The following is a 24108-nucleotide window of genomic DNA, read 5'->3' as shown; positions in this document are numbered from 1 at the left end:
GCGGCAGGCGCCGCCGGGCCGCCCCGCCCGCCTGGAGGGGCGGCGCCGCGGCCGGCCTCAGACTAGCAGAGCCCGCCAGCGCGCATCCAGAGCGTCCGCATCGAAACGCGCCGCGAAGCCAATGGCGACCGCGCGCGACACCCCGTCCGCCGGCGCCTGCGCCCCCCGCCACGAGACCTGGCGGCCGGCGCGGTGGAACTCCACCCACCCCTGACCCGTGCGCGCCACGCCCTTCAGCCGGTAGAGGCCCAGATCCTGCGCCCCGATCAGCGCCTCCGCGCCCGCCGCATCCAGCGCCTGCGCGCCGCTCCACGACCAGCTCCGGTAGTGGGCGCCGTGATCGTGGGCAGGGTCATGACCGCAGTCCGGTCCGCAGACATGATCGGCGGCGACGGGGGCGATCTCTGCGGGGTCGAGCAGCATCTCGATCGGCAGCGCCCCGAAGGCCGCCTCGATCCGCGGCACGCCGGGGGCCATCGCCTCGAGCTTCGCGGCCAGCGCCGCGGTCGCCTCCGCCCCCGCATGGTCGGCCTTCGAGATCACCGCCAGCCCCGCCGCCCGCACCTGGCGGATGAGCGTGTCGGCAAGCAGCGGATCGGCGAGCCCCGCCTCGAAATTCGCCGCGTCCACCAGGGTCGCGGTCAGCGCCAGCGCCATCTCCGGCTCGGCCATCGCGATCTGGGCGACCTTGGCGGGGTCGGCCACGCCCGAGGTCTCGATCACCAGATGCTCGGCCCGCGGGCGCGCCTCGAGGATCCGGTCGATGGCGTCGAACAGATCCCCCCCGATCGAGCAGCACATGCAGCCGTTGGCGAGGCTCAGCGTGTCGCCGTCGCGGTTGAGGATCAGGCTCTCGTCCAGCGGGATCTCGCCGAAGTCGTTGACCAGCACGGTGATCCGCCGGCCATGCGCCTCGCTCAGCAGGCGGTTGACCAGCGTGGTCTTGCCCGCGCCCAGATACCCCGAGATCACGGTCACGGGCAGAGGGGGCACGGGCAGGGGGGCGGGCCCGCCCCCCCGGGTGTCATCGCCCCCGCTCACGCCAGGAACACCCGGCCGCCCGAGACGGTGCCCAGCACCTCGATGTTGCGCAGCTCATAGGGCGCGACGCTCAGCGGATCGTCGGCCAGCACCGCGAAATCGGCCTTCTTGCCGGTCTCGATCGAGCCGATGTCGCGGTCCATCTTCAGCGTCTTCGCCGGGCCCAGCGTGATCGCGTGCAGCGCCTCGGCCACCGTGATCCGCTGGGCCTCGCCCAGCACCCGGCCCTTGGGGGTGATGCGGTTGACCGCGCACCAGGCCACCGTCAGCGGCCCCATCGGCGTCACCGGCGTGTCCGAATGGATCGCCAGCGTCACCCCGTGGTTCAGCGCCGAGCGGCAGGCGTCCATCCGCCTCGCCCGGTCCGGCCCGATCGACAGCTCATAGTGCGCGTCCCCGAAGTACCACATGTGGTTGGCAAACAGGTTGGCGCAGACCCCCAGCGCGGCCATCCGCGCGAACTGGTCCTCGCCCGCCATCTGCACATGCTGCAGCGTGTGGCGATGGTCGGGCCAGGGCGACTTGACCAGCGCCGCCTCGAGCGCGTCGAGCGTCACCTCGGATGCCTCGTCCCCGTTGGTGTGGATGTGCATCTGCACGCGCGCGGCGTTCAGCGCCTCGATCACCTCGAACAGCTGCGCGGGCGGCACGTTCCAGATGCCGTTGGGCTGCCCGCCCAGGTGCCCCGGCCACTTCAGCCGCGCCGTGAACCCCTGGATCGACCCGTCGGTCACGATCTTGACCGAGCCCAGCCGCAGCATGTCCGAGGACCGCTTGCCCAGCGCCTGCGCGCGGGCCACGAAATCGGCCGGCGCCATCTCGCGGAACACCAAAGTGGGCACGATGCGCAGGCAGAAGTCGTCCGAGCCGGTGATCCGCAGCAGCCCGTCCACGTCCTCGTCTTCCAGCATCGCAGCCAGGTCCGTGGCCGTGGTCACCCCGCAGCGCATGGCCGACTTGGCATAGGCGCGCACCGCAGGCTCGCGGCGCGACAGCTCGCGGAAGTCGATCTTGCAGCGGCGCAGGATCGGGAACATGGCGGCCATCTCCTGCAGCTCGCCATTGGGCTCGCCGTTCGAGAACCGCGCCACGCCCTCGACATTGGTGTCGCGCGAATAGCCCGCCATCTCGAGGGCCTTCGAGTTCACCGTCAGCAGGTGGAAGTTGGAATGCACCACCGCCACCGGGCGATCCTTCGAGACCTCGTCGAGGTGGCGGCAGTTCAGCCGCTCGGTGGTCAGGAAGATCGGATCGAAGCCCCAGGCGACGATCGGCTCGCCCTCGGGGATCTCTGCCGCGGCCTGCTTGAGCCGGGCCACCACCGCCTCGACCGAGGGCATGCCCTCGTGCAGGTTGCCGTCGGGATCGACCCGGTCCTGGTCGCCCGCGTAGACATAGCGCCACATCGCGCCGGTCATCATGTGGCCGTGGCCCTCGACAAAGCCCGGCAGCAGCACCGCGTCGCCGAACCGCTCGTCCAGCGCGCCGCCGCCCCAGGGCGCGGCGCAGTCGGGGCCGCCGACGGCCAGGATCCGCCCGTCGCGGACCGCCACATGGGTCGCCTCGGGCTTGTTGGGGTCCATGGTGACGATCTTGCGGGCGCGATAGACGACAGTCTGGGAAGCGGGCTGTGCGGGCATGGGCTGATCGGGGCTCCTCTGGGGGACGCAGGGGGCGGAGGGCGGCGCGGGCGGCGGGCGCGCGCAGGGCGTCTTCATACACCCTCGCCGCTCGGTGGTCCGGACCTTAGGACCAGATGCGGAGAACTCTTGGCGCCAGTCGCTTGGGCAGGCGGTTTGGGGTTTGCGTTCGCGCGCCAACACGGGCTGACTTCGCTTTAGGCAAACACCGACACGAGGCCAGAACATGAGCATCACGCGCCGGACCCTGATCGCAACCGCGGCGTCCCTCGCCCTCGCCCTGGGCCTGCAGCCCGCCGCGGCCCAGCAGCCCACGCAGGGCGGCGACCTGGTGATGATCTCCACCCAGACGCCCCGCCACCTGAATCCGGCCGTGCAGTCGGGCATCGCCACCGCCATGCCCGGCACCCAGATCTTCGCCTCGCCCCTGCGCATGGACGAGAACTGGAACGCCCAGCCCTACCTCGCGGAGTCGTGGGAGTGGGCCGAGGACGGCCTCTCCCTGACCCTGAAGCTGGTCGAGGGCGCCACCTTCCACGACGGCCACCCGATCACCTCGGCCGACGTCGCCTTCTCGATCGAGACGATCAAGGCCAACCACCCCTTCAAGACCATGTTCGCCCCGGTCGAGAGCATCGACACCCCCGACGACCTGACCGCGGTGATCAACCTCTCCCAGCCCCACCCGGCGCTGATCCTGGCGCTGTCGGGCGCGCTGTGCCCGATCATCCCCGAGCACATCTACGGCGACGGCCAGGACGTGGCCTCCCACCCCGCCAACGCCGCCCCCGTCGGCTCGGGCCCCTTCAAGCTGGAAAGCTTCGCGCCGGGCGAGCAGATCGTGATGGTCCGCAACGAGGACTTCTTCATCGAGGGCCGCCCCTACCTCGACCGGATCATCATCCGGCTGGTGCGCGACACCTCCGCCTCGCTGCTCTCGATGGAGGCGGGCGAGGGCGACATGCTGCCCTTCCTGACCACCTCGCAGGGGATCTCGCGCCTGACCGAGGCCGACGGGATCGAGGTCACCGACAAGGGCTACGCCGCCGTCGGCCCGATCAACTGGCTGGCCTTCAACATGCGCCAGGGCCCGCTGGCCGAGAAGGCGGTGCGCCAGGCCATCGGCTACGCCATCGACCGCAACTTCATCACCAAGGCGCTGATGCGCGGCGTCTCCGCGCCCCAGCGCAGCCCCATCGTCGAAAGCTCGCCGTTCTTCAACGAAGACATCCCGGCCTATGACTTCGATCTCGACAAGGCCAACGCCCTGCTCGACGAGGCCGGCTTCCCGATGGACGGCGACCAGCGCTTCTCGCTGACCGTGGACTACATCCCCGGCAACGACGAGCAGCAGCGCAACGTGGCCGAATACCTGCGCTCGGCGCTGGGCAAGGTCGGCATCGGCATCGAGGTCCGCGCCTCGGCCGACTTCCCCACCTGGGCCAAGCGCATGGCCGCGGGCGACTTCGAGATGTCGATGGACTCGGTGTTCAACTGGGGCGACCCGGTGATCGGCGTGCACCGCACCTACCTGACCGACAACATCCGCCCCGTGGTGTGGGCGAACACGCAGGGCTATTCCAACCCCAAGGTCGACGAGATCCTGACCGCCGCCGCCATCGAGCTCGACGAGGCCAAGCGCAAGGCCCTCTACGACGAGTTCCAGATGATCGTGGGCGAGGATCTGCCCGTCTACTGGATCAACGCGCTGCCCTACCACACCGCCTACGACTCGCGGCTGGGCAACGTGCCGGTCTCGATCTGGGGTCCGATGCAGTCGTTTGACGAGGTCTACTGGACCGAGCCGCGCTGAGCCCCGGCGCCCCCGCGCGCCGCGCCCCTCGAGGCCGCGGCGCGCGCCAGCCAACCGGCGGCCCAGACGCGGACCGCCGACCCAGCCAAGACCCCCGCGGAGGACCCCCACGATGGGCGCATCCGGCTACATCCTCAGGCGCCTCGGCTACGGCGTGATCCTGCTTCTGGGCGTGGTTGTCCTGAACTTCCTGCTGATCCACGCCGCGCCGGGCGACCCGGCCGAGGTGATCGCGGGCGAGATGGGCGGCGCGACCGAGGAGATGATGGCCAGGATCCGGGCCGACTACGGCCTCGACCAGCCGCTGATCGTGCAGCTCGGCCTCTACCTCGGCGGCGTGATGACCGGCGATCTGGGCGAGAGCTACTTCTTCAACCAGCCGGTGATCGAGCTGATCGGCGCGCGCATCGTGCCGACCATCCTGCTGGTGGTCGCCGCCCAGATGATCGCCATCGTCCTGGGCGTGGGCATGGGCGTGCTCGCCGCGCGCAAGCCCCAGGGCGCCTGGTCGGCCTTCGTCTCGGTGTTCTCGACCATCGGCTACGCCGCGCCGGTGTTCTGGACCGGGCTGATGCTGATCATCCTGTTCGCCTCGATCATCCCGATCTTCCCGGTCGAGGGGATGGAGAGCGCGCGCTTCTCGGGCGGCCCCGTCGCCTATGTCTTCGACGTGCTCCACCACCTGTTCCTGCCCGCGCTGACGCTGGGGATCATCTTCCTGGCCCAGTATGCGCGGCTGTCGCGCGCCTCGATGATCGACGTGCTGGGGGCCGACTACGTGCGCACCGCGCGCGCCAAGGGGCTTTCCGAGCGCAAGGTCACCTTCAAGCACGCGCTGCGCAACGCGGTGCTGCCGATCATGACGGTCGCCGGCATCCAGTTCGGCAACCTGATCTCGGGCGCGCTGCTGGTCGAGACGGTGTTCAACTGGCCCGGCATGGGCCGGCTCGCCTTCGACAGCGTGCTGCGCCGCGACTACCCGACCCTGCTGGGGGTGCTGTTCTTCGCCGCCCTGATGGTGGTGGTCGCCAACCTTCTGACCGATCTCGGCTATCGCCTGGCCGATCCCCGCATCCGCACCGGAGGCGCCCGCAAGTGACCGACGTCGCGACCAACCCTCCCCCCGCCGCGCCTGCCGCCGCCGCCGCGCCCTCCGCCTCCGCCGGCCCGGTCGAGGCCGTCAGCCCCCTGCGCGAGAGCTTCGGCATCTTCCTGCGCAACCGCCCCGCGCTGGTCGGCACGGCGATCCTGGCCGCAATCCTGCTGGCGCTCCTCTACGGCACGTTCTTCGTCACCGCCGATCCCTACGAGATCGTCTGGGCCCCGATGACCGCGCCGTTCGAGGAACCCGAATACGCCCTGCTCGGCACCGACTACCTCGGCCGCGACATCCTCGCGGGGCTGCTGACCGGCGGCTGGCCGACGCTCGCCGTGGGCGCCGCGGCGGCCCTGCTGACGGTGGGCATCGGCATCCTGGTCGGCGCCCTCTCGGGCTTCTTCGGCGGCTGGGTCGACGACCTGCTGATGCGGGTGACCGAGTTCTTCCAGGTCCTGCCCGCCCTCCTCTTCGCCATGGTGCTGGTGACGCTGTTCTCCCCCTCGCTCGCCACCATCGCCATCGCCATCGGCGTGGTCTCCTGGCCCCAGACCGCCCGCCTGACGCGGGCCGAGTTCCTGCGCATCCGCGAGCTCGAATACGTCGCCGCCGCCCGCTCGATCGGCGCGAAGAACAGCCGGATCATCTTCCGCGTGGTGCTGCCCAACGCGCTGCCGCCGCTGATCGTCTCGGCCACCCTGACCGTGGGCGTCGCGATCCTGTTCGAGGCGGGCCTGTCGTTCCTCGGCCTCGGGGATCCCAACACCATGTCCTGGGGCCTGATGATCGGCCAGAACCGCGGCTACATGCTCGAGGCCTGGTGGCCCGTCACCATCCCCGGCCTCGCGATCTTCCTGACCGTCTTCGCCATCTCCCTGATCGGCGACGGCCTGAACGACGCCTTCAACCCGAAACTCCGGTCGAGGTGAGCGCCCCCATGAAGACGTCTACCGACCCCCTCCTCTCCGTCCGCGACCTGAAGGTCGAGTTCGACACCCGCCACGGCCGCGTCACCGCGCTCGCGGGCATCAGCCTCGACGTGATGCCCGGCGAGACGCTTGGCATCGTCGGCGAATCCGGCTGCGGCAAGTCGATCACCGCCCTCGCGATGATGGGCCTGATCCCCAACCCGCCGGGCCACCTCACCGCCGGCCAGATCCTGTTCGAGGGCGAGGACATCACCCGCGCCAGCCCCAAGCGGATGCGCCAGCTCCGCGGCCGCGACATCTCGATGATCTTCCAGGAGCCGATGACCTCCCTGAACCCCGTGTTCACGGCGGGCGACCAGATCGCCGAGGCGATCATGCTCCACCAGGACGTCTCCAAGCGCGAGGCGTGGGAGGAGGCGGTCGAGCTGCTGCGCATCGTCGGCATCCCCGAGGCGCGGCGCCGGGCCTCCTCCTACCCTCACGAGATGTCGGGCGGCATGCGCCAGCGCGTGATGATCGCCATGGCCCTCTCCTGCCGCCCCAAGGTGCTGATCGCCGACGAGCCGACCACCGCGCTCGACGTCACCGTGCAGGCGCAGATCTTCGACCTGATGCGCGACATCCAAGCCAAGTTCGGCGTGGCCATCGTGATGATCACCCACGACATGGGCGCCATCGCCGAAATGGCCGACCGCGTCGCCGTCATGTACGCCGGCCGGGTGATCGAGCAGGGGCTCGCCGACGACATCCTCGACGACCCCCGCCACCCCTACACCGCCGGCCTGATCGGCTGCATCCCGGCGCTGGGCCGGGCCGCCGCCTCGACCGACCGCCTGCCCCCATTGGCCGAGATCCCCGGCGTCGTCCCTCCCCTGCACCTGCTGGGCGCCGGCTGCGCCTTCGCCGACCGCTGCGCGCTGGTGCACGACCGCTGCCGCGCCCAGCGCCCGCCGCTCGACCCCCACGGCATGGCCAACGGCCACGCGGTCGCCTGCCACGCCGCCGAGACGGAGATCGCCGCATGAGCTTCGACGGACACCCCGCCGCGGCCCCCGGCGGCGCCCCCACGACCGAGCGGCCCCTGCTGGAAGCCGTCGACCTCTCGGTCCGCTTCGCGATGCCCAAGAAATCGCTCCTGGCCGAGCGCGACTATCTCCACGCCGTGCGCGGCGTGAACTTCAAGGTCCACGCCGGCCGCACGCTGGGCATCGTGGGCGAGAGCGGCTCGGGCAAGACCACCACCGCCATGGCCGCCGTGCGCCTGACCGAGGCCCACGACGGCGCCGTGCTGTTCGAGGGCCGCGACGTCCTGCAGATGGGCCCCGAAGCCCTGCGCCAGCAGCGCCGCGACATGCAGGTGATCTTCCAGGACCCCTATTCCTCGCTCAACCCCCGCGACCGCGTCGGCGCCATCGTGCGCGAGCCGCTGGACCTTATGGACGTGGGCGAGAAGGCCGACCGCGCCGACCGGGTGAAGGAGCTGTTCTCGCTCGTCGGCCTGCGCCCCGACCAGATGACGCTCTTCCCCCACCAGTTCTCGGGCGGCCAGCGCCAACGCATCTCCATCGCCCGGGCGCTCGCGACCAACCCCAAGCTGATCGTCTGCGACGAGCCGGTCTCGGCGCTCGACGTCGCCATTCAGGCCCAGGTGCTGAACCTCCTGCGCCGCCTGCAGGACCAGTTCGGGCTGTCCTACCTCTTCATCTCCCACGACCTCGGGGTTGTGCAGTTCATCTGCGACGACATCGCGGTGATGTATCTGGGCGAGATCGTGGAATACGCCGACCGCCCCACCCTCTTCGCCACCCCGCGCCACCCCTACACCTCGGCGCTTCTGGACGCCGCGCCCTCGCTCGCGCGGCGCAAGTCGGCGGGCTATTCGCGCGCCGGCGCGGTGAAGGGCGACCCGCCCTCGCCGATGAACCTGCCCAGGGGCTGCGCCTTCGCCTCCCGCTGCCCGCGCGCCCAGACCCGCTGCAAGGACGAGAAACCCCTCCTCCGCCCTGTGGAAGGCGCCAAGGTCGCCTGCCATTTCCCTCTGGAGGGTTGAGCCCATCTGGTCCTAGGCTCGCGCCAGCCTGGTCCTATGACCCGCCCCCCCGGCGCTGCTATGCCGGCATCATGCATCCGCCGCCCGTGCCGGGGATGAAAGGAGTTCGCAAATGAACGTCGCCGCCAATCCCAACGATCTTTCCGACGTCATCGCCGCCGACAAGGCCAACGTCTGGCACCACCTGGTCCAGCACGCCATGTTCGAGACGACCGATCCCAAGATCATCGTCGAGGGCAAGGGCATCCGCGTCTGGGACGCCACCGGGCGCGAGATGATCGACGCCGTCTCGGGCGGCGTGTGGACCGTCAACGTCGGCTACGGCCGCGAGCGGATCGCCAACGCCGTGCGCGACCAGCTGGTGAAGATGAACTACTTCGCCGGCGCCGCCGGCTCGATCCCCGGGGCGCTGTTCGCCCAGAAGCTGATCGAGAAGATGCCGGGCATGTCCCGCGTCTACTACTCGAACTCCGGATCCGAGGCCAACGAGAAGGCCTACAAGATGATCCGCCAGATCGCCCACAAGAAGTACGGCGGCGTGAAGCACAAGATCCTGTTCCGCGAGCGGGACTACCACGGCACCACCATCGCGGCGCTCGCCTCCGGCGGCCAGCCCGAGCGCGCCGCCCACTACGGCCCCTTCCCCGCGGGCTTCGTGCAAGTCCCCCATTGCCTCGAGTATCGCAAGCAGTGGGACGTCGCCGACTACGGCCGCCGCGCCGCCGACGCGATCGAGGAGGTGATCCTGCGCGAGGGCCCCGAGACCGTGGGCGGCCTGGTGCTCGAGCCGATCACCGCCGGCGGCGGCGTCATCGTCCCGCCCGAGGGCTACTGGCCCCGCGTGCAGGAGATCTGCGAGAAATACGACATCCTGCTCCACATCGACGAGGTCGTCTGCGGCATGGGCCGCACCGGCGAGTGGTTCGGCTACCAGAACTTCGGCGTGAAGCCCGACATCGTGACCATGGCCAAGGGCCTCGCCTCGGGCTACGCGGCGATCTCGTGCACCGTCACCACCGAGCGCGTCTTCGACATGTTCAAGGACGACGCCTCGGACCCGCTGGGCTACTTCCGCGACATCTCCACCTTCGGCGGCTGCACGGCGGGCCCCGCCGCCGCGCTCGAGAACATGGCGATCCTCGAGGAGGAGAACCTGCTCGCCAACACCAAGGAGCGCGGCGCCCAGCTGATGGCCCGCCTCGAAGCCCTCAAGGCCAAATACCCCATCGTCGGCGACGTGCGCGGCATGGGCCTGTTCCAGGGCGTCGAGCTGGTCGCCGACCGCGAGACCAGGGAACCGCTCGACGAGAAGATCGTGGCCAAGGTGGTCGCGGCCGTCGGCGCGCGGGGCGTGATGATCGGCATGACCAACCGCTCGCTGCCCGGCCTGAACAACACGCTGTGCCTGTCGCCCGGCCTGATCGTGACCGCCGCCGAGATCGACACGATCGCCGAGGCCATCGACGGCGCGCTCGAGGAAATCTCCGCGACGCTCTGATCGCGGTCTCCCCCGTCCATCGCTGACCCGGCCCCGCAAGGGGCCGGGGCTCCGCCCGCGGCCGCCCCCGGCGACCGCGCTCTCTCCGCGCGTCGTCTCTCCCCCGGCGGCGCGCGCTCCGAACGGACCGATCCCGATGAACAAGCCTCTCTCGCCGCTGGAAACCGCCCCCGAAGAGCTCGCCCAGGACCCCGACGCCGCCGCGCGCGCCTGGCTCGCGGCGCTCGAGCGCAGGAACCTGATCGACGGCGCCCTGATCGAGGCGCCCGCCGGCATGGAGGTGACCGAGCCCGCCCGGATGACCCCGCTCGGCCAGGCCGCCGCCTCCGGCCCGCAGGAGGTCGACGCCGCCGTGCAGGCCGCCGCCCGCGCGCAGGCGCAGTGGGCCGCCACCCCCGCCCGCGCGCGGGGCAAGCTGGTGGCCGAGGCCGGCCGCCGCCTCGCCCTGCAGGCCGAGCCCATCGCCCGCCTGCTCGCCCGCGAGACCGGCAAGGCGCTGCGCACCGAGTGCCGGGGCGAGCTCGCGGTCGCCGCCGACCTGCTCGAATTCTACGGCGGCCTCGGCTCCGAGCTGAAGGGCGAGACGATCCCCTTCGACCCGAAGACCCTGTCGGTCACCACGCTCGAGCCGCTCGGCGTCGTCGCCGCGATCCTGCCCTGGAACGTGCCGCTGGTGCTGATGACGCTCAAGATCGCGCCCGCGCTGGTCGCCGGCAACACGGTGGTGGTCAAGGCGGCCGAAGAGGCCCCCTTCGCCACCCTCGCCGCCGCCGCCATCCTCGACCAGGTGCTGCCCCGGGGCGTGGTCAACGTGGTCGTCGGCGACGGCCTCGAATGCGGCGCCCCGCTCACCAACCACCCCAAGGTCGCAAAGATCACCTTCACCGGCTCGGAGGAGGTCGGCGAGACCGTCTACGGCGCCGGCGCCGATCGCATCATCCCCGTGTCGCTCGAGCTCGGCGGCAAGTCCCCGATGATCGTGTGCGCCGACGCGGACCTCGACAAGACCGTGACCGGCGCCATCGGCGGCATGCGCTTCACCCGCCAGGGGCAGAGCTGCACCGCCGCCTCGCGCATCTACGTGCACCGCACCCTCTACGACGCCTTCCTCGCCCAGCTCTCGGCCAGGCTCGAGGAGCTGGTGATCGGCGACCCGCTCGACGAGGCGACCGACGTCGGCACCATCGTGTCGGCCACCCAGAAGGCCACCGTCGACCGCTACGTCGCCCTCGCCGAGGCGACCCCCGGCGCCACGGTCCTCAAGATCGGCAAGCTGCCCACGCAGGGCGTCGCGCCCGACCTGTTCATGCAGCCCACCCTGCTCCTGAACCTGCCCGAGACCTCCCCCTGCGTGCAGGAGGAGATCTTCGGTCCGGTCTGCGTGATCCAGGCCTGGGACGACTACGACACGGTGATCGAGGCCGCCAACGCCACCCGCTACGGGCTCGCGGCCACCATCTGGACGCGCGACATCGGGCTCGCGCTCGACGCCTCGCGCCGGGTCAACGCGGGCTATGTGCAGGTGAACCAGAACCTGACGATCCAGCCCAACCTCTCCTACGGCGGCTTCGGCCGCTCGGGGCTCGGGAAGGAGGCCTCGCTCGAGGCGATGGTCGCCCATTTCACCCGCAACAAGACCATCGTGCTGGCGGGCATGTAGGGGGGTGGAGGCCCTTCCCGCCCTCTGGGCCGCCCACGCGCCGCCGGCGGGGACGCTGGTCCTCTGTTGCCTCGCCGTCGCCGTCGCGGGCGTGCTGCGCGGGCTGACCGGGTTTGGCTTCGCGCTGGCCGCGGTGCCGCTCCTGTCGATGTTCCTCGTCCCCGCGCAGGCGGTGGCGCTGGTGATCTGCATGCAGGCGCTGGTCGGCTTTCGCGACGTCGTGCAGGTGGGACGGCTGGTCGAGTGGCCCTCGATCGGCCGCCTCACGCTGGGGGCCGTGGCCGGCACGCCGGTCGGGGTGGCGCTGCTCGCCTGGCTCGATCCCGCGGCGATGCGGCTGGCGATCGCGGCGCTGGTGGCGCTGGGCCTCGCCATGCTGCTGCGGCCGGGCAGGGCGCCGCTGCCCACGGCCGAGGGGGCGGGCCCCTCGACCCGCGGCGCGCTGCCGACCGGGGTCCTCTCGGGCCTGTTCGGCGGGCTCGCGGCGATGGCCGGACCGCCGGCGATCGTGTGGTTCATGCGCGGCGGCCACCCGCCGGCCACCATGCGCGCCAGCCTGATGGTGTTCTTCTTCGCCACCTCGATCGTCGCGGCGCCGATGCTGGTCTGGAACGGGGTGCTCGGGGTCGAGGTCCTCGCGCTCGCGGTCTGCGCGCTGCCGGTGCTGATCCTCTCGACCTCGGCGGGCGCGCGGCTGTTCGCGCGGACTTCGGACGCGGGCTACCGGCGGCTGGCGCTGGGGGTGCTGGCGGCCATGGCGCTGGCCTCGGCGATCCGCGGAGCGGCGGATCTGCTGGGCGGATAGCGCGGAGGTTGAGGGCGGGAGCCTCCGGCGGAGCTCCTGACTCACCCAAGAACAGGGGCCGCGCCTGTCCTCCGAAGCCGTCCTTCGCGGATTGATGCCTGAGCGACTCGCCCGCAGGGGTCAAGGACAAGCCCCCTGCGGGGGTCGCTTCGCGATCCCTGACCCCTGCGGCCGAGTCGCTCTTTACGGCATCAGCGAAGGACGGCTCCGGAGAACAGGCGCTCGCGCGGGACCCGGGCGGGGGGCGCCTGGGGCGCGCGGAATCGAAACGGCCGGCCCCGGGAGGGGCCGGCCGTCGGGGCAGGGGGGCGTGGCTGGGGCTCAGTCGGCGGGCTGGTCCGCGGGGGGCAGGCCCTCGGGCTGGCCGATGACCACCACCTTCAGGCGGTCGGGGTCCATCAGGCGGCCGGCCACGCGCGCGATGTCGTCCACGCTCACCGCCTCGATCAGGCCGTTGCGCTCGGTCAGGTAGTCGGGGGTGAACCCCTCCTCCATCAGGCCCGCAAGCTGGCCGGCGATCTTGGCGTTGGCGTCGAAGCGCAGCGGATAGGCGCCGGTCAGGTAGCGCTTGGCGGCGTCGAGCTCTTCCTCGCTCACGCCCTCGTCGCGCATCCGCGCCCACTCGGCCCGGATCACCTCGATCGCCTCGGCCACCCGGTCGTTGGCCGAGGACACGCCGCCGGCCATCAGCGCCGCCCGGTCATAGGGCGCAAGGTAGGAATACACCCCGTAGGTCAGCCCCCGCTTCTCGCGCACCTCCTCGGTCAGGCGCGAGGTGAAGCCCCCCCCGCCCAGGATATGGTTCATCACATAGGCCGGGATGAAGTCGGGATCGTCGCGCGCGAGCCCCTCCTGCACGAAGCTGGCGGTGGACTGGGGGATGTCGAAGTCCACCACCTCGAGGCTGCGGTCGGCCGCGAGCTCGGCCGGGCCCAGCGGCTCCCACGGCGCGTTGGGCAGGTCGCCCAGCAGACGGTCGAGCAGGGGGCCCAGCTCCTCGGCCGTGATGTCGCCCACCACCCCGATCGCCATGCGCGAGCGGTTCAGCGCCCACTCCCGCGCCGCCCGCAGATCCTCGGCGCCGATCGCGGCCACCGACTCGGGCGTGCCCTCCAGCGGGCGGGCATAGGGATCGTCGCCGAACATCGCCTCGCGCCAGGTCCTGGCCAGGATCGCCTGCGGATCGGTCGCCGCCTCGCGCAGGTTGGCCAGGATCGTGGCGCGCATCCGCTCCAGCGGCTCGGGGTCGAAGCGCGGCTCGACGAGCGCCGAGCGCAGCAGCTCGACGCTGTCCGCGCGCGTCTCGCTCAGCATCCGCGCCGAGACCGAGAACGAATCCCGCCCCGCCTCGAACCCGTATTTCAGCGCCAGCTGGTCGGCGCGCGCCGAGAAGGCCGCGGACTCCAGCTCCCCGGCCCCCTCGTCGAGCATGGTCGAGAGGAACGAGGTCACCCCCACCTTGTCGTCGGGCTCGCGCGAGGCGCCGCCCTTGAAGGTGATCTCGATCGCCACCATCGGGATCGAGGGCTCCTCGACCAGCCAGGCGGTGATGCCGCCGGGCGAGGTGACGACCTGCACGTCCGTGGCCGCCTGCGCGGGGACGAACGGCAGCCCGAGGGGGGCGAGAAGCGCCAGCGCGGGCGCCACGATGCGGGCGAGACGGCTCATCCCTGCTGCTCCTGCGTTTCGGCGGCGGTCCCGGTGTCGGTGTCGGCCCCGGCCCCGGCCCCGGTCTCTGTCCCGGCCCCGGCTTCTGCCTCGGTCCCGCTCCCGGAGGGCTGGCGCAGCCAGCCGGTCACCGAGCGGCGGCGGTCGAGCACCTGCCTCGCGGCCTCCATCACGTCGCCTGCGCTCACCGCCTGCAGCCGCTCGGGCCACTCCCGGATCTGCTCGAGCGTGTAGTCCGCGGCCAGCGCCGAGCCGTATTCGCGGGCCAGCGCCATCTGGCTGTCCTGGCGGTACACCTCGGCCGAGCGGTAGCCCATCTTGATCCGCTCCAGCTCCGCCTCGGTCGGGCCCTCGGAGGCCACGAACTCGGCCAGGGCGGCGTCCATCGCGTCCTCGGCCTCCTGCAGGCTGCGGCCGGGGGCGGGGACGGCGTAGACGCCGAACTCGCCATAGTCGCGCCAGTCGCCCGAGTACCAGGCGCCGGCCTGCAGGGCGACGCCCCCGCCGACCACCAGCGCCTGGGTGAAGCGCGAGTTGATGCCGTCGCCCAGCACATCGGCCAGCACCTGCAGCGCCGCCGCCCTCGCCGCATCGTCGCGGCGCGCGATCGTCAGGTACTCGCGCATCAGGTAGGGCTGGCCGATGCGGGCGTCCTCATAGACCATCCGCCGCTCGGCAAGCTGGGGGGGCTCCATCGGGCGGGTGCGCTCGGGCAGGTCCTGCGTGGGGGCGAGGGGGCCGAAATGCTCCTGCGCCAGCGCCTCGACCTGCTCGGGCGTCACGTCGCCCGCCACCACCAGGATGGCGTTGTTGGGGGCGTAGTAGGTCCGGTAGAAGTCCAGCGCGTCCTGCCGGGTCAGCCCCTCCATCTCCGCCCGCCAGCCGATCACCGGGATCCCGTAGGGGTGGTTCATGTAGAGCGCGGCGTCCCGCTGCTCGCCGAAGATCGCCTGCGGGTTGGTGTCGGTGCGCGAGGAGCGCTCCTCGAGGATCACCTGCCGCTCGGGCGTCACCTGGTCCTCGGTCAGCTCCAGGTCGCGCATCCGGTCGGCTTCCATCTTCATCACCAGCCCCAGCCGGTCGGCGGCGATGCGCTGGAAATAGCCGGTGTAGTCGCGCGAGGTGAAGGCGTTGTCCTGCCCGCCGTTGGCCGCCACGATCTTCGAGAAGGCCGCGTCGGGGATCTCGTCGGTGCTCTTGAACATCAGGTGTTCGAGGAAATGGGCGATGCCGGACTTGCCCGGCGGCTCGTCGGCCGCGCCGATCCGGTACCAGACCATGTGGGTGACGACCGGGGCGCGATGATCCTCGATCACCACGGCGCGCAGGCCGTTCTCCAGCTCGAAGGTGGTGACGGGCGGCTCGGCCGCGGCCGGGGCGGCGAGGCTCGCGGCAAGGGCCGCGGCGGCGGCCAGGACGGCGAGCGCCGGCCTGGGGGCGGGAAGGATCATGCAGGGCTCCCCTTGCGTCGGAACGGGCCGCGCGGGGCCGGTGGGGGCGCGCCGGGCGGTCGTCCGAACCTAGGCGGGCGCGAGCCGGGCGCAAGGCGCGCGTCGCCGCGCGGGCTTCACGTCCCCGTTGGAGGGCGGCCTCCGGGCGCCCTGCGCAGCTTCCGCAGACCGCGCCCGGCCCGCGCCAGGGCCCGAGACGCGGCCCCCGATCGCGGCCCCCGATCGCGCCGCCCTGAAGCGCCGCCCTGAAGCGCCGCCCCGAAACGCAACCGGCCCGCGCGGGGGGCGCGGGCCGGACGGCGGACGTTCGGGAGCGGCGGCCGCTCAGCCGCCCAGCGGAATGCTGATCGCGTTCGAGGGGGTCTCGGGCGCCGCGGGCGTCGGGGTCGGGGTCTGGGCGCCCTGGCTGCGCAGCACGTCGGATTCGTCGCGCGCGTCCAGCGTCTGCTCCGCGTCGGGATCGTTGATCTTGTAGCCGAAGACGCTGTCGAGCGCGTAGATGCTCTCCTTCTCCGGCGGCCTCTCGGTCTCCAGCGTCTGGCGGATGCCCGGATCGGCGGCCGAGGCGCCGGCGGCCTCCAGCAGCGCCAGCTCTCCGGGCGTCGGGGCGGCGCCCTGGACGGGCTGCGCGGATCCCCCGCCGGCCGAGGCCAGCGCCGCCTGGGCCGCCTGCCCGGGCTGGGGCTCGAGCGGGCTGCGCGCGCCGGGCGAGGGCGGGGGCAGCGTCTCGTAGCTCGGCGGCAGCCGCAGGGGCGCGTTGGGCGAGACGTTGAACGGGTTGGGCGACTCGTAGTTCAGCCCCATCGCGGTGCCGATCATGTCGCGCCCCCCGCTGCAGGCCGCCAGCGCCGCGCCAAGCCCGGCCAGCGCCAGCGCGCGCAGCACGCGGCCCGCAACGGGCCGGCCCGGCGCGAGGCTCACGCGGCCGTCGCTGCGCAGACTCCGGCGACGCTCCGGCGCGCCGGGCTCCCGGCGAGGGTCGGCGGTGGGGGCGAGGGGATAGGTCATGTCCCGCGGTCTCCTGTCGGCCGGCGCGGCCCGTCGCCGACGGGCGGCGCGGGCGGGGGCCCGTTCAGGCCCTCTGCTTGTCAGAACCGTCGAGCAGGATCAAGCCGGCGGCGCCGACGAAGATGCAAACATCCGCGACATTGAAGGCGTATGGATTGCGGATCCCGCAGCAGCTCATGTTGAGAAAGTCGAACACCGCGCCATGCACCGCGCGGTCCAGCGCGTTGCCCAGCGCCCCCCCGATCAGCAGCCCGACCGAGGCGCGCCGCCAGACCTGGGGCATCCGCCGCGACCAGATCGCCAGCCCGACCGAGATCGCCACCGCCGCCGCGATCCACACCCCGCGCCCGACATGGGCGCCCAGACCGAAGTTGGCCCCGGTGTTCCAGGCCATCGTGAACCGCAGGAACGGATCGGCCACGTCGATCACCCCCCGCTCGCGCAGGTCGAGGCCCAGCAGCACCCACCACTTGGTCGCCTGGTCCAGCAGAAAGGCCGCGGAACCCGCGGCCAGAACGACGCCTGCCCGCATCGGGCCTCCGGAGCTCGCGCCGGCGGTCACGCGCGGCGTCAGTTGCTGGTCGCGCGCGGCTTGAAGCCGCCTCGCAGGATCTCGGTCGCGCTCGCGCGGTTGTTTCCCGCCGACGCGCACGAGGAATAATAGCGGTTGGCGACGGCGCTCTCGTATTCGAACAGGCGCCGGTCGCGCGGATCGCGGGGACCCGCCCGCAGCCCCCGATAGCCTGTCGCGTCGATCTCGTCGATCTTGGCGTGCAGATCACTGCACGACAGCTCGCCCGCAGGAACCAGACGGATCGCGATTCCGCCGCTCGTCACGAACGTGTCCTGCGCGCTCGCGGCTGGCGGAGCGGTCGCCAGCGGGGCAAGCGTCGCCACGGCTATGAGGAAACGATGGAGTGTTGTCATGGCCTCGTGGTCGCGCGTTCATCGCGCTCTCGCTTTGGTTTGTGCTCATACATGATCGTCAGCCAGTGTTCAAATTTGGGCGAGTCCTCGGCGTGGGGGCGCCGCACAGCGTGAATTCACGACTTCCGTGAGTTGGCGCGGAGCCTGCGCATGGATATGTTCGCGCGATGACGTTCTTCCGGACTCCGGCGATGGGAGCGACCGCCCAGATGCGAGCGAAGCTGAACAGGGCCCTGATCGGGCTGGTTATGGCGGGGTGCGGGGTTGCCTTCGGCGCCCAGGCCTCGGCCTCCGGCCTCTCGGGGTCCTACCTCGCGGCGCAGTCCGCCGCGGCGCGCAACGACTACCAGGCCGCGGCGCGCTATTTCGCCGCAGCTCTGGCCCGCGACCCCGCGAATCCCGGCCTGCGGGAGCGGACGATGAGCTTCAAGCTCCTGACCGGCGACCTGCGCGGCGCCGCCGCCATCGCCCAGGTGATGCGCGACGCCGGCGCCGCGACCCAGCTCGCCGAACTCGCGCTCGCCGCCGACGACGTCGCCTCGAACGACTTCGAGGGCGCGGTCGAGACCCTTTCCCTCGAGGACAGCCGCGTCAACGCCCTCGTCGGCGCGCTGTTGCGCGGCTGGGCCGAGGCCGGCGCCGGCAACCGCGAGGGGATGGAGGCGGCGTTCTCCTCGCTCGAGGGCGACGCCATGGGCGAGCTCTTCGGCAACTACCACCTCGGCCTCGCCCGCGCCGTGATCGGCGACCTCGAGGGCGCGAAGGAGGCGCTCGAGCGCACCCGCGAGGAAGGCGGCGTCACCGGCCGTCCCGCCCTCGCGCTGGGCGCGGTGATGGAGATGACCGGCGACGCCGAGGGGGCGCGCGCCCTCTACGAAGGCATGGTCGCCTCCTCGCGCGACGAGCGCACCGCCTCGGCCGCCCTGCAGCGCATGGCCCAGGGCGAGCCTCCCGCCCTGCCGGTCGCCGACGCCTCCGCCGGCGCCGCCGAATCGCTGTTCTCGATCGCCGCGGCGCTGGGCTCGGACCGCAACGCCGCCGTGGCGCTGCTGTATGCCCGCATCGCCCTCTCCCTGCGCCCCGAGCTGCACGAGGCCCGCCTGCTGGTCGCGGGCCTGCTCGACGCCCAGGGCCAGGAGGAAGCCGCGGTCGAGGCCTTCCAGGTGGTCCCCCGCCGCTCGCCCCTGTTCATCTCGGCCGAGCTCGGCCGCGCCGACGCCCTGATGTCGCTCGACCGCCAGGACGAGGCGGTGGTGGTGCTCGAAAGCCTCTCGGCCGCCTATCCCTCCGAGCTCGACGCCCAGCTTGGCCTCGCCGCCGCCCTGCGCCGGACCGAACGCTGGACCGACAGCGCCGCGGCCTACGACCGCGCCCTCGACCTGATCCAGCCGGTCGAGCGTCGCCACTGGTCGGTGTTCTACGAGCGCGGCATCGCCCATGAGCGCGCCGGCGACTGGCCCGACGCCGAGGCCGACTTCCAGAAGGCGCTCGACCTCTCGCCCGAGAACCCGCTGGTGATGAACTACCTCGGCTATTCCTGGGTCGAGATGCACATGCACCTCGACGAGGCCCAGGCGATGATCGAGAAGGCGGTCGAGCAGCGCCCCGACGACGGTTACATCACCGACTCGCTGGGCTGGGTCCTCTACCGCCTCGACAAGTTCGACGAGGCGGTCCCCCACCTCGAGCGCGCGGTCGAGCTGACCCCCACCGATCCGATCATCAACGACCACCTCGGCGACGCCCTGTGGATGGTCGGCCGCAAGCGCGAGGCCCGCTTCCAGTGGTCGCGCGCCATGTCCTTCGAGCCCGAGGAGAAGGACGCCGAGCGGATCCGCGCCAAGCTCGACCGCGGTCTCGACGCGGTGCTCGCCGACGAGCGGGCCGAGGGCCCCCCCCGCACCGCCGGCGCCGAGGCGCCCAAGGCGGATGGCGGCTGAGATGGCCCCCGCGGCGGAGGCCCCGACCTCCGCCGCGGCCCCGGCGCCCGATCCTGGGCTCGATCCTGGCCCCGTGCCTGGCCCCGTGTCCGTCCCGTCCCACGCCAGCGCCCTCGCCCCGGCCAAGGTCAACCTGCACCTGCACGTCCTCGGCCGGCGCGCGGACGGCCTGCACCTGCTCGATTCGCTGACGGTGTTCCCGGCCGTCGCCGACGTCGTGACCGCCCGCCCCGCCCCGCCGGGCGTCTTCACGATCGCGGTCTCGGGCCCCTTCGCCGCCGGCGCTCCGTCCGACGCGCGCAACCTCGCCCTGCGCGCCGCGCTCGCGCTCGCCGACGCGGTCGGCCGCGGCCCCGGCGCGGCCGAGCCGCTGGGCGTCGCCCTGATCCTCGAGAAACACCTGCCCGCCGCGGGCGGCGTCGGCGGCGGCTCGGCCGACGCCGCCGCCGTGCTGGGTCTGCTGAACCGCCTCTGGTCCCTCGACCTGCCGCTCCCCCGCCTCTCGGAGATCGGCCTCTCCCTCGGCGCCGACGTGCCGGTCTGCCTGCGCGCGCCCGCCCCCGCCTGGATGGGCGGCGTCGGCGAGGACGTGCGCCCCGTCGCCGGCGTCCCGCCGCTCGCCATGCTCCTCGCCAACCCCGGCACGCCCACCCCCACGCCCGAGGTCTTCGCCCGCCTCCGCCATCGCGACGGCGCCCCCGCCGCCTGGCCCGCGCAGGGCTGCGCCACCCTCGACGCGCTGGTGAGCTGGCTGCGCGCCACCTCCAACATGCTCGAGCCGCCCGCCCGCGAGGTCGCGCCCCCCGTGGCCGATCTGCTGGCGGCGATCGCCGCGCAGCCCGGCTGTCGCCTGTCGCGCATGTCGGGCAGCGGCGCCACCTGCTATGGCCTCTTTGAAACCATGCCCGAGGCCGAGGCGGGGGCGCAGGCGCTGCGCCGCGCCGGGCTCTGGGCCGCCGCCGGCCGCTCCGCCGGCGCCTGAAGGGGGATCGCAATGGAAGAGGTCGACTGCCTCGTGATCGGGGCCGGCGTCGTGGGCCTGTCGGTGGCCCGCGCCATGGCCCGCGCCGGCCGCGAGGTGCTGGTGCTGGAGGCCGAGACCCTGGTCGGCTCGCAGATGTCGAGCCGCAATTCCGAGGTCATCCACGCCGGCATCTACTACCCGCAGGGCAGCCTCAAGGCCCGCCTCTGCGTCGAGGGTCGCCGCGCCCTCTACGCCTACTGCGCCGAGCGCGGCGTCGCCCATTCGAAATGCGGCAAGCTGATCGTCGCCTCGACCCCCGACCAGCTCCCCCTGCTCGACGACCTGCTCGCCAAGGCCCGCGCCAACGGCGTCGAGGGCATGCGCCGCCTGACCAGATCCGAGACCCTGGCGATGGAGCCCGCCCTGCGCACCGAGGGCGCGCTCCTCTCTCCCGAGACCGGCATCGTCGACAGCCACGGCCTGATGCTCGCCTACCAGGGCGAGGCCGAGGACCACGGCGCCACGGTCGCCCTCGCCTCGCCCGTCGCCGGCGGCGAGGCCGGCCCGGACGGCGTGACCATCGAGGCCTCGGGCATCGCGCTGCGCGCCCGCACGGTGGTCAACTGCGCCGCGCTCAACGCGATCCCGCTGGCGGCCTCGCTCCGCGGCTACCCGGTCGCGACGCTGCCGAAACTGACCCTGGCGCGCGGCAACTACTTCTCCCTGACCGGCCCGACTCCTTTCAAGACGCTGATCTACCCCGCCCCGGCCGAGCGCGGGGGCCTGGGCGTTCACCTGACCCTCGACCTGCAGGGCCGCGCCCGGTTCGGCCCCGACGTCGAGTGGATCGAGGCGGTCGACTACGCCGTCAACGCCGCCCGCGGCGAACGCTTCTACGAGGCGATCCGCCGCTACTGGCCCGAGCTTCCCGACGGCGCCCTGGCCCCCGCCTACGCCGGCATCCGCCCCAAGATCGGCGAGGACCCCGGCGGTTTCGCCGATTTCACCCTCCACGGCCCCGAGACTCACGGCGTCCCCGGTCTGTGGAACCTGTTCGGCATGGAAAGCCCCGGCCTGACCTCCTCGCTCGCCATCGGCGAATGGCTTCGCGACCGGGCTCACGCCGCCTGACCCCGCCGCCGCCGCGGGAGGGGCGCCCGCCCCTGTCGGCCCCTGTGGGGCGACGCCCCGAGCTGGCGCGCCCGAAGTCCGACGACGCTGGGGAGCACCGCCAGCCGACGCCGGCTTGCGCGCCGGCCGCCTGCGCTGACGAGCGCGCTGGCAGCCGATGGCGACCAGCGAACCGCCAGCCGACGCTGACCGGCGCGCAGACGGTTGCCGCTGACCAGTGCGCCGCCCGCCGACGCCGACGAGCGCGGAGCTGGAAACCCGAGGGCCATCGCGTCTCACCGCGCCGGCGCGCTCGAAGGCGCGCGCACGTTCTTGCCTCAACCCCTCAGCGGGCGCCTTCTGCGCCCTTGCCCAGGGAGACGAACTCCGGACCCGGCCTCACGACGGCTTCGCCGTCGACGGGTCGCGGCACGGTCCCCACCCGGCTTTCGCCAAAGGACCACGCACGGACCACCCGGCCGCACGGCCCGCCCTGCGCGCCACGCCCGTGCCGGCTCGCGCGCCACTTCCCACCTGGGACGCGCGCTTCCCGACTCGACCTCGTCATGCTAGCCCTAGGGGCATGAACGCTCCCAGCCCCTATATCTCGAAAAATCGACCGATCCAGCGGCTGGACGAATCCGCCCAGAACCGCATCGCCGCGGGCGAAGTGGTCGAGCGTCCGGCCTCCGCGGTCAAGGAGCTGGCCGAGAACAGCCTCGACGCCGGCGCCCGCCGGATCGAGATCGCCATCGCCGACGGCGGACGCACCCTGATCCGGGTCTCCGACGACGGCCACGGCATCCCGGCCGATCAGCTCGCCCTCGCGCTCGAGCGCCACGCCACCTCCAAGACCGACGGCGCGGACCTTCTGGACATCCGCAGCTTCGGTTTCCGCGGCGAGGCGCTGCCCTCGATCGCCGCCGTCTCGCGCCTCACGCTCACCTCGCGGGCCGCCGAGGCCGACGCCGCCTGGACCCTGCGCTGCGACGCCGGCCGCCTGGCCGACCCCGCGCCCGCGGCGCTGGCCCGCGGCACGGTGGTCGAGGCGCGCGACCTGTTCCACGCCACGCCCGCCCGCCTGAAGTTCCTGCGCACCGATCGGGCCGAGACCCAGGCCGTCGCCGACATGGTCCGCCGCCTCGCCATGGCCGCCCCCGAAGTCGGCTTCGTGCTGTGCGACGTCTCCGAGACCGCGGCCAGGGCCTCCTCCGAGGGCCGGATCCTGTTCCGCGCCGACCCCGAACCCGGAGAGCCCCGCCACGCCCGCCGCCTGCGCCTCGCGCGCGTCATGGGCCGCGACTTCGCCGACAACGCGCTGGAGATCGAGGCCGAGCGCGAGGGCCTGCGCCTGACCGGCCTCGCCGGTCTGCCCACCTATTCGCGCGGCGCGGCGGTGGCGCAGTTCCTGTTCGTCAACGGTCGCCCGGTGCGCGACAAGCTGCTGACCGGGGCGCTGCGGGCGGCCTATCGCGACGTGCTCCACTCCGGCCGCCACCCGGCCGCGGCGCTCTATGTCGACTGCGATCCCCAGCTCGTCGACGTCAACGTGCACCCCGCCAAGACCGAGGTCCGCTTCCGCGAGCCCGGCGTGGCGCGCGGTCTGCTGGTCTCGGCCCTGCGCCACGCGCTGGCCGAGGGCGGGCATCGCGCCTCCTCCACCGTGGGCGAGGCCGCGATGGGCGCCTTTCGGGCCGAGCCCGACGCCCCCGTCGCCCCCCGCCTGACCGGCTGGGGCCCGCGCCTCGACCGCCCCTCGGCCGCCGAGGTCCGCCGCGCCTACGACTTCCAGGCCCCGGCGGAAGGCGCCCCCGCCCCCGGGTTCGGGGCCGAGGCGCGGCCCCCCGCCCAGCCCGGCCTCGCCGAGGAGCCCTCCGCCTGGCGCGCCGCCCGCGCCGAACCCGCGCCCGAGCCCGACGAGGCTGGCGCGCAGGACCTGCCGCTCGGCCTCGCCCGCGCCCAGCTGCATGAGAACTACATCGTCGCCCAGACCCGCGAGGGCATGGTCATCGTCGACCAGCACGCCGCCCACGAGCGCCTGGTCTACGAACGCCTCAAGCGCCAGGCCGCCGGCGCGGGCGTGCGCCGCCAGGCCCTGCTGATCCCCGAGATCGTCGAGCTTCCCTCCGAGGACGCCGAGCGTCTGCTGGCCGCCGCCGAGACGCTCGCCGAGCTCGGCCTCGCCATCGAGCCCTTCGGCCCCGGCGCCCTCGCGGTGCGCGAAACCCCCGCCGAGCTCGGAACCCCCGACGCCGCCGCGCTGCTGCGCGACGTGGCCGACGAGCTGGCCGAGGAGGGCGAGAGCGCGGCGCTGCGCGCGCGGCTCGACGCGGTGCTCTCGCGCATGGCCTGCCACGGCTCGGTCCGCTCGGGGCGGAGGATGGGGGCGGCGGAGATGAACGCGCTGCTGCGCGAGATGGAGGCGACCCCGATGTCGGGACAGTGCAACCACGGCCGCCCGACCTACGTGACCCTGACGCTCGCCCAGATCGAGAAGCTGTTCGGGCG

19 protein-coding genes are annotated in these 24108 nt (G+C 72.7%); 12 read left to right on the top strand and 7 right to left on the bottom strand.

The features are described 5' to 3' along the window. Positions 1–57: 57 nt before the first annotated feature. Together AAC134_RS04810 and AAC134_RS04805 are read right to left on the bottom strand one after the other, a co-directional pair. Positions 58–1041, bottom strand: a complete 984-nt coding sequence (locus tag AAC134_RS04810; protein WP_339947923.1) for a CobW family GTP-binding protein — start codon at positions 1039–1041, stop codon at positions 58–60. Further along, positions 1038–2681 carry an amidohydrolase gene (locus AAC134_RS04805; protein WP_339947922.1) on the bottom strand — a complete coding sequence of 548 codons (1644 nt, stop codon included), beginning with the start codon at positions 2679–2681 and terminating at the stop codon, positions 1038–1040. The genes AAC134_RS04810 and AAC134_RS04805 overlap by 4 nt, the downstream gene beginning before the upstream one ends. 226 nt (positions 2682–2907) lie before the next feature. On the opposite strand from AAC134_RS04805, the gene AAC134_RS04800 reads away from it, so the two are divergent. From AAC134_RS04800 to AAC134_RS04765, 8 genes are all read left to right on the top strand, one after another. Next, the gene (locus tag AAC134_RS04800) at positions 2908–4494 is read left to right on the top strand and encodes an ABC transporter substrate-binding protein (RefSeq protein WP_339947921.1); all 1587 of its coding nucleotides are present in this window, start codon (positions 2908–2910) and stop codon (positions 4492–4494) included. Between the two features lie 112 nt (positions 4495–4606). Further along, on the top strand, positions 4607–5593 hold the full coding sequence (locus tag AAC134_RS04795; RefSeq protein WP_339947920.1) for an ABC transporter permease: 987 nt from the start codon (positions 4607–4609) through the stop codon (positions 5591–5593). An 89-nt stretch (positions 5594–5682) separates the two neighbouring features. Further along, complete coding sequence (locus AAC134_RS04790) at positions 5683–6519, top strand: ABC transporter permease (protein WP_339948014.1); 837 nt, start codon at positions 5683–5685, stop codon at positions 6517–6519. 8 nt (positions 6520–6527) lie between these two features. After that, the gene (locus tag AAC134_RS04785; protein WP_339947919.1) at positions 6528–7544 is read left to right on the top strand and encodes an ABC transporter ATP-binding protein; all 1017 of its coding nucleotides are present in this window, start codon (positions 6528–6530) and stop codon (positions 7542–7544) included. Next, on the top strand, positions 7541–8569 hold the full coding sequence (locus AAC134_RS04780; protein ID WP_339947918.1) for an oligopeptide/dipeptide ABC transporter ATP-binding protein: 1029 nt from the start codon (positions 7541–7543) through the stop codon (positions 8567–8569). The genes AAC134_RS04785 and AAC134_RS04780 overlap by 4 nt, the downstream gene beginning before the upstream one ends. A gap of 112 nt (positions 8570–8681) precedes the next feature. Beyond that, on the top strand, positions 8682–10067 hold the full coding sequence (locus tag AAC134_RS04775) for an aminotransferase class III-fold pyridoxal phosphate-dependent enzyme (protein ID WP_339947917.1): 1386 nt from the start codon (positions 8682–8684) through the stop codon (positions 10065–10067). Positions 10068–10203: 136 nt separating this feature from the next. After that, entirely contained in the window at positions 10204–11727 is a 1524-nt protein-coding gene (locus AAC134_RS04770; protein WP_339947916.1) for an aldehyde dehydrogenase family protein, read from the top strand. A gap of 4 nt (positions 11728–11731) precedes the next feature. Beyond that, a complete protein-coding gene (locus AAC134_RS04765) occupies positions 11732–12532 on the top strand; it encodes a sulfite exporter TauE/SafE family protein (RefSeq protein ID WP_339947915.1) in 801 nt (266 codons plus the stop codon). Between the two features lie 321 nt (positions 12533–12853). On the opposite strand, the gene AAC134_RS04760 is transcribed toward AAC134_RS04765, so the two are convergent. From AAC134_RS04760 to AAC134_RS04740, 5 genes are all read right to left on the bottom strand, one after another. Then, on the bottom strand, positions 12854–14200 hold the full coding sequence (locus AAC134_RS04760; RefSeq protein WP_339947914.1) for a pitrilysin family protein: 1347 nt from the start codon (positions 14198–14200) through the stop codon (positions 12854–12856). Then, positions 14197–15651 carry a pitrilysin family protein gene (locus tag AAC134_RS04755; RefSeq protein WP_339947913.1) on the bottom strand — a complete coding sequence of 485 codons (1455 nt, stop codon included), beginning with the start codon at positions 15649–15651 and terminating at the stop codon, positions 14197–14199. The genes AAC134_RS04760 and AAC134_RS04755 overlap by 4 nt, the downstream gene beginning before the upstream one ends. A gap of 324 nt (positions 15652–15975) precedes the next feature. Continuing rightward, complete coding sequence (locus tag AAC134_RS04750; protein WP_339947912.1) at positions 15976–16659, bottom strand: DUF3035 domain-containing protein; 684 nt, start codon at positions 16657–16659, stop codon at positions 15976–15978. A 64-nt stretch (positions 16660–16723) separates the two neighbouring features. Continuing rightward, entirely contained in the window at positions 16724–17191 is a 468-nt protein-coding gene (lspA, locus tag AAC134_RS04745; protein WP_339947911.1) for a signal peptidase II, read from the bottom strand. A 38-nt stretch (positions 17192–17229) separates the two neighbouring features. Beyond that, complete coding sequence (locus AAC134_RS04740) at positions 17230–17496, bottom strand: hypothetical protein (RefSeq protein WP_339947910.1); 267 nt, start codon at positions 17494–17496, stop codon at positions 17230–17232. 299 nt (positions 17497–17795) lie between these two features. On the opposite strand from AAC134_RS04740, the gene AAC134_RS04735 reads away from it, so the two are divergent. From AAC134_RS04735 to mutL, 4 genes are all read left to right on the top strand, one after another. Beyond that, positions 17796–19526: a tetratricopeptide repeat protein gene (locus AAC134_RS04735; RefSeq protein WP_339947909.1), complete on the top strand. Its 1731-nt coding sequence runs from the start codon at positions 17796–17798 to the stop codon at positions 19524–19526. Between the two features lie 85 nt (positions 19527–19611). Then, positions 19612–20508: a 4-(cytidine 5'-diphospho)-2-C-methyl-D-erythritol kinase gene (locus AAC134_RS04730; RefSeq protein ID WP_339947908.1), complete on the top strand. Its 897-nt coding sequence runs from the start codon at positions 19612–19614 to the stop codon at positions 20506–20508. A 12-nt stretch (positions 20509–20520) separates the two neighbouring features. Beyond that, positions 20521–21621 carry an NAD(P)/FAD-dependent oxidoreductase gene (locus tag AAC134_RS04725; RefSeq protein ID WP_339947907.1) on the top strand — a complete coding sequence of 367 codons (1101 nt, stop codon included), beginning with the start codon at positions 20521–20523 and terminating at the stop codon, positions 21619–21621. 562 nt (positions 21622–22183) lie between these two features. Next, positions 22184–24108, top strand: a 1925-nt coding sequence (gene mutL, locus AAC134_RS04720; RefSeq protein ID WP_339947906.1) for a DNA mismatch repair endonuclease MutL, incomplete at its 3' end; no start/stop codon positions are given.

Source organism: uncultured Albimonas sp., assembly GCF_963977235.1.
GTDB lineage: Bacteria > Pseudomonadota > Alphaproteobacteria > Rhodobacterales > Rhodobacteraceae > Albimonas.
The sequence above is the reverse complement of the archived record's forward strand: the minus strand, read 5'-3'. Positions and strand labels throughout refer to the sequence as shown.

Bases quoted from the DNA above. Each gene is read 5' to 3' on its own strand.
- AAC134_RS04805 (WP_339947922.1), bottom strand. From the start codon at position 2,681: ATGCCCGCACAGCCCGCTTCCCAGACTGTCGTCTATCGCGCCCGCAAG.
- AAC134_RS04800 (WP_339947921.1), top strand. From the start codon at position 2,908: ATGAGCATCACGCGCCGGACCCTGATCGCAACCGCGGCGTCCCTCGCC.
- AAC134_RS04795 (WP_339947920.1), top strand. From the start codon at position 4,607: ATGGGCGCATCCGGCTACATCCTCAGGCGCCTCGGCTACGGCGTGATC.
- AAC134_RS04785 (WP_339947919.1), top strand. From the start codon at position 6,528: ATGAAGACGTCTACCGACCCCCTCCTCTCCGTCCGCGACCTGAAGGTC.
- AAC134_RS04780 (WP_339947918.1), top strand. From the start codon at position 7,541: ATGAGCTTCGACGGACACCCCGCCGCGGCCCCCGGCGGCGCCCCCACG.
- AAC134_RS04775 (WP_339947917.1), top strand. From the start codon at position 8,682: ATGAACGTCGCCGCCAATCCCAACGATCTTTCCGACGTCATCGCCGCC.
- AAC134_RS04770 (WP_339947916.1), top strand. From the start codon at position 10,204: ATGAACAAGCCTCTCTCGCCGCTGGAAACCGCCCCCGAAGAGCTCGCC.
- AAC134_RS04760 (WP_339947914.1), bottom strand. From the start codon at position 14,200: ATGAGCCGTCTCGCCCGCATCGTGGCGCCCGCGCTGGCGCTTCTCGCC.
- AAC134_RS04755 (WP_339947913.1), bottom strand. From the start codon at position 15,651: ATGATCCTTCCCGCCCCCAGGCCGGCGCTCGCCGTCCTGGCCGCCGCC.
- AAC134_RS04750 (WP_339947912.1), bottom strand. From the start codon at position 16,659: ATGACCTATCCCCTCGCCCCCACCGCCGACCCTCGCCGGGAGCCCGGC.
- lspA (WP_339947911.1), bottom strand. From the start codon at position 17,191: ATGCGGGCAGGCGTCGTTCTGGCCGCGGGTTCCGCGGCCTTTCTGCTG.
- AAC134_RS04735 (WP_339947909.1), top strand. From the start codon at position 17,796: ATGCGAGCGAAGCTGAACAGGGCCCTGATCGGGCTGGTTATGGCGGGG.
- AAC134_RS04725 (WP_339947907.1), top strand. From the start codon at position 20,521: ATGGAAGAGGTCGACTGCCTCGTGATCGGGGCCGGCGTCGTGGGCCTG.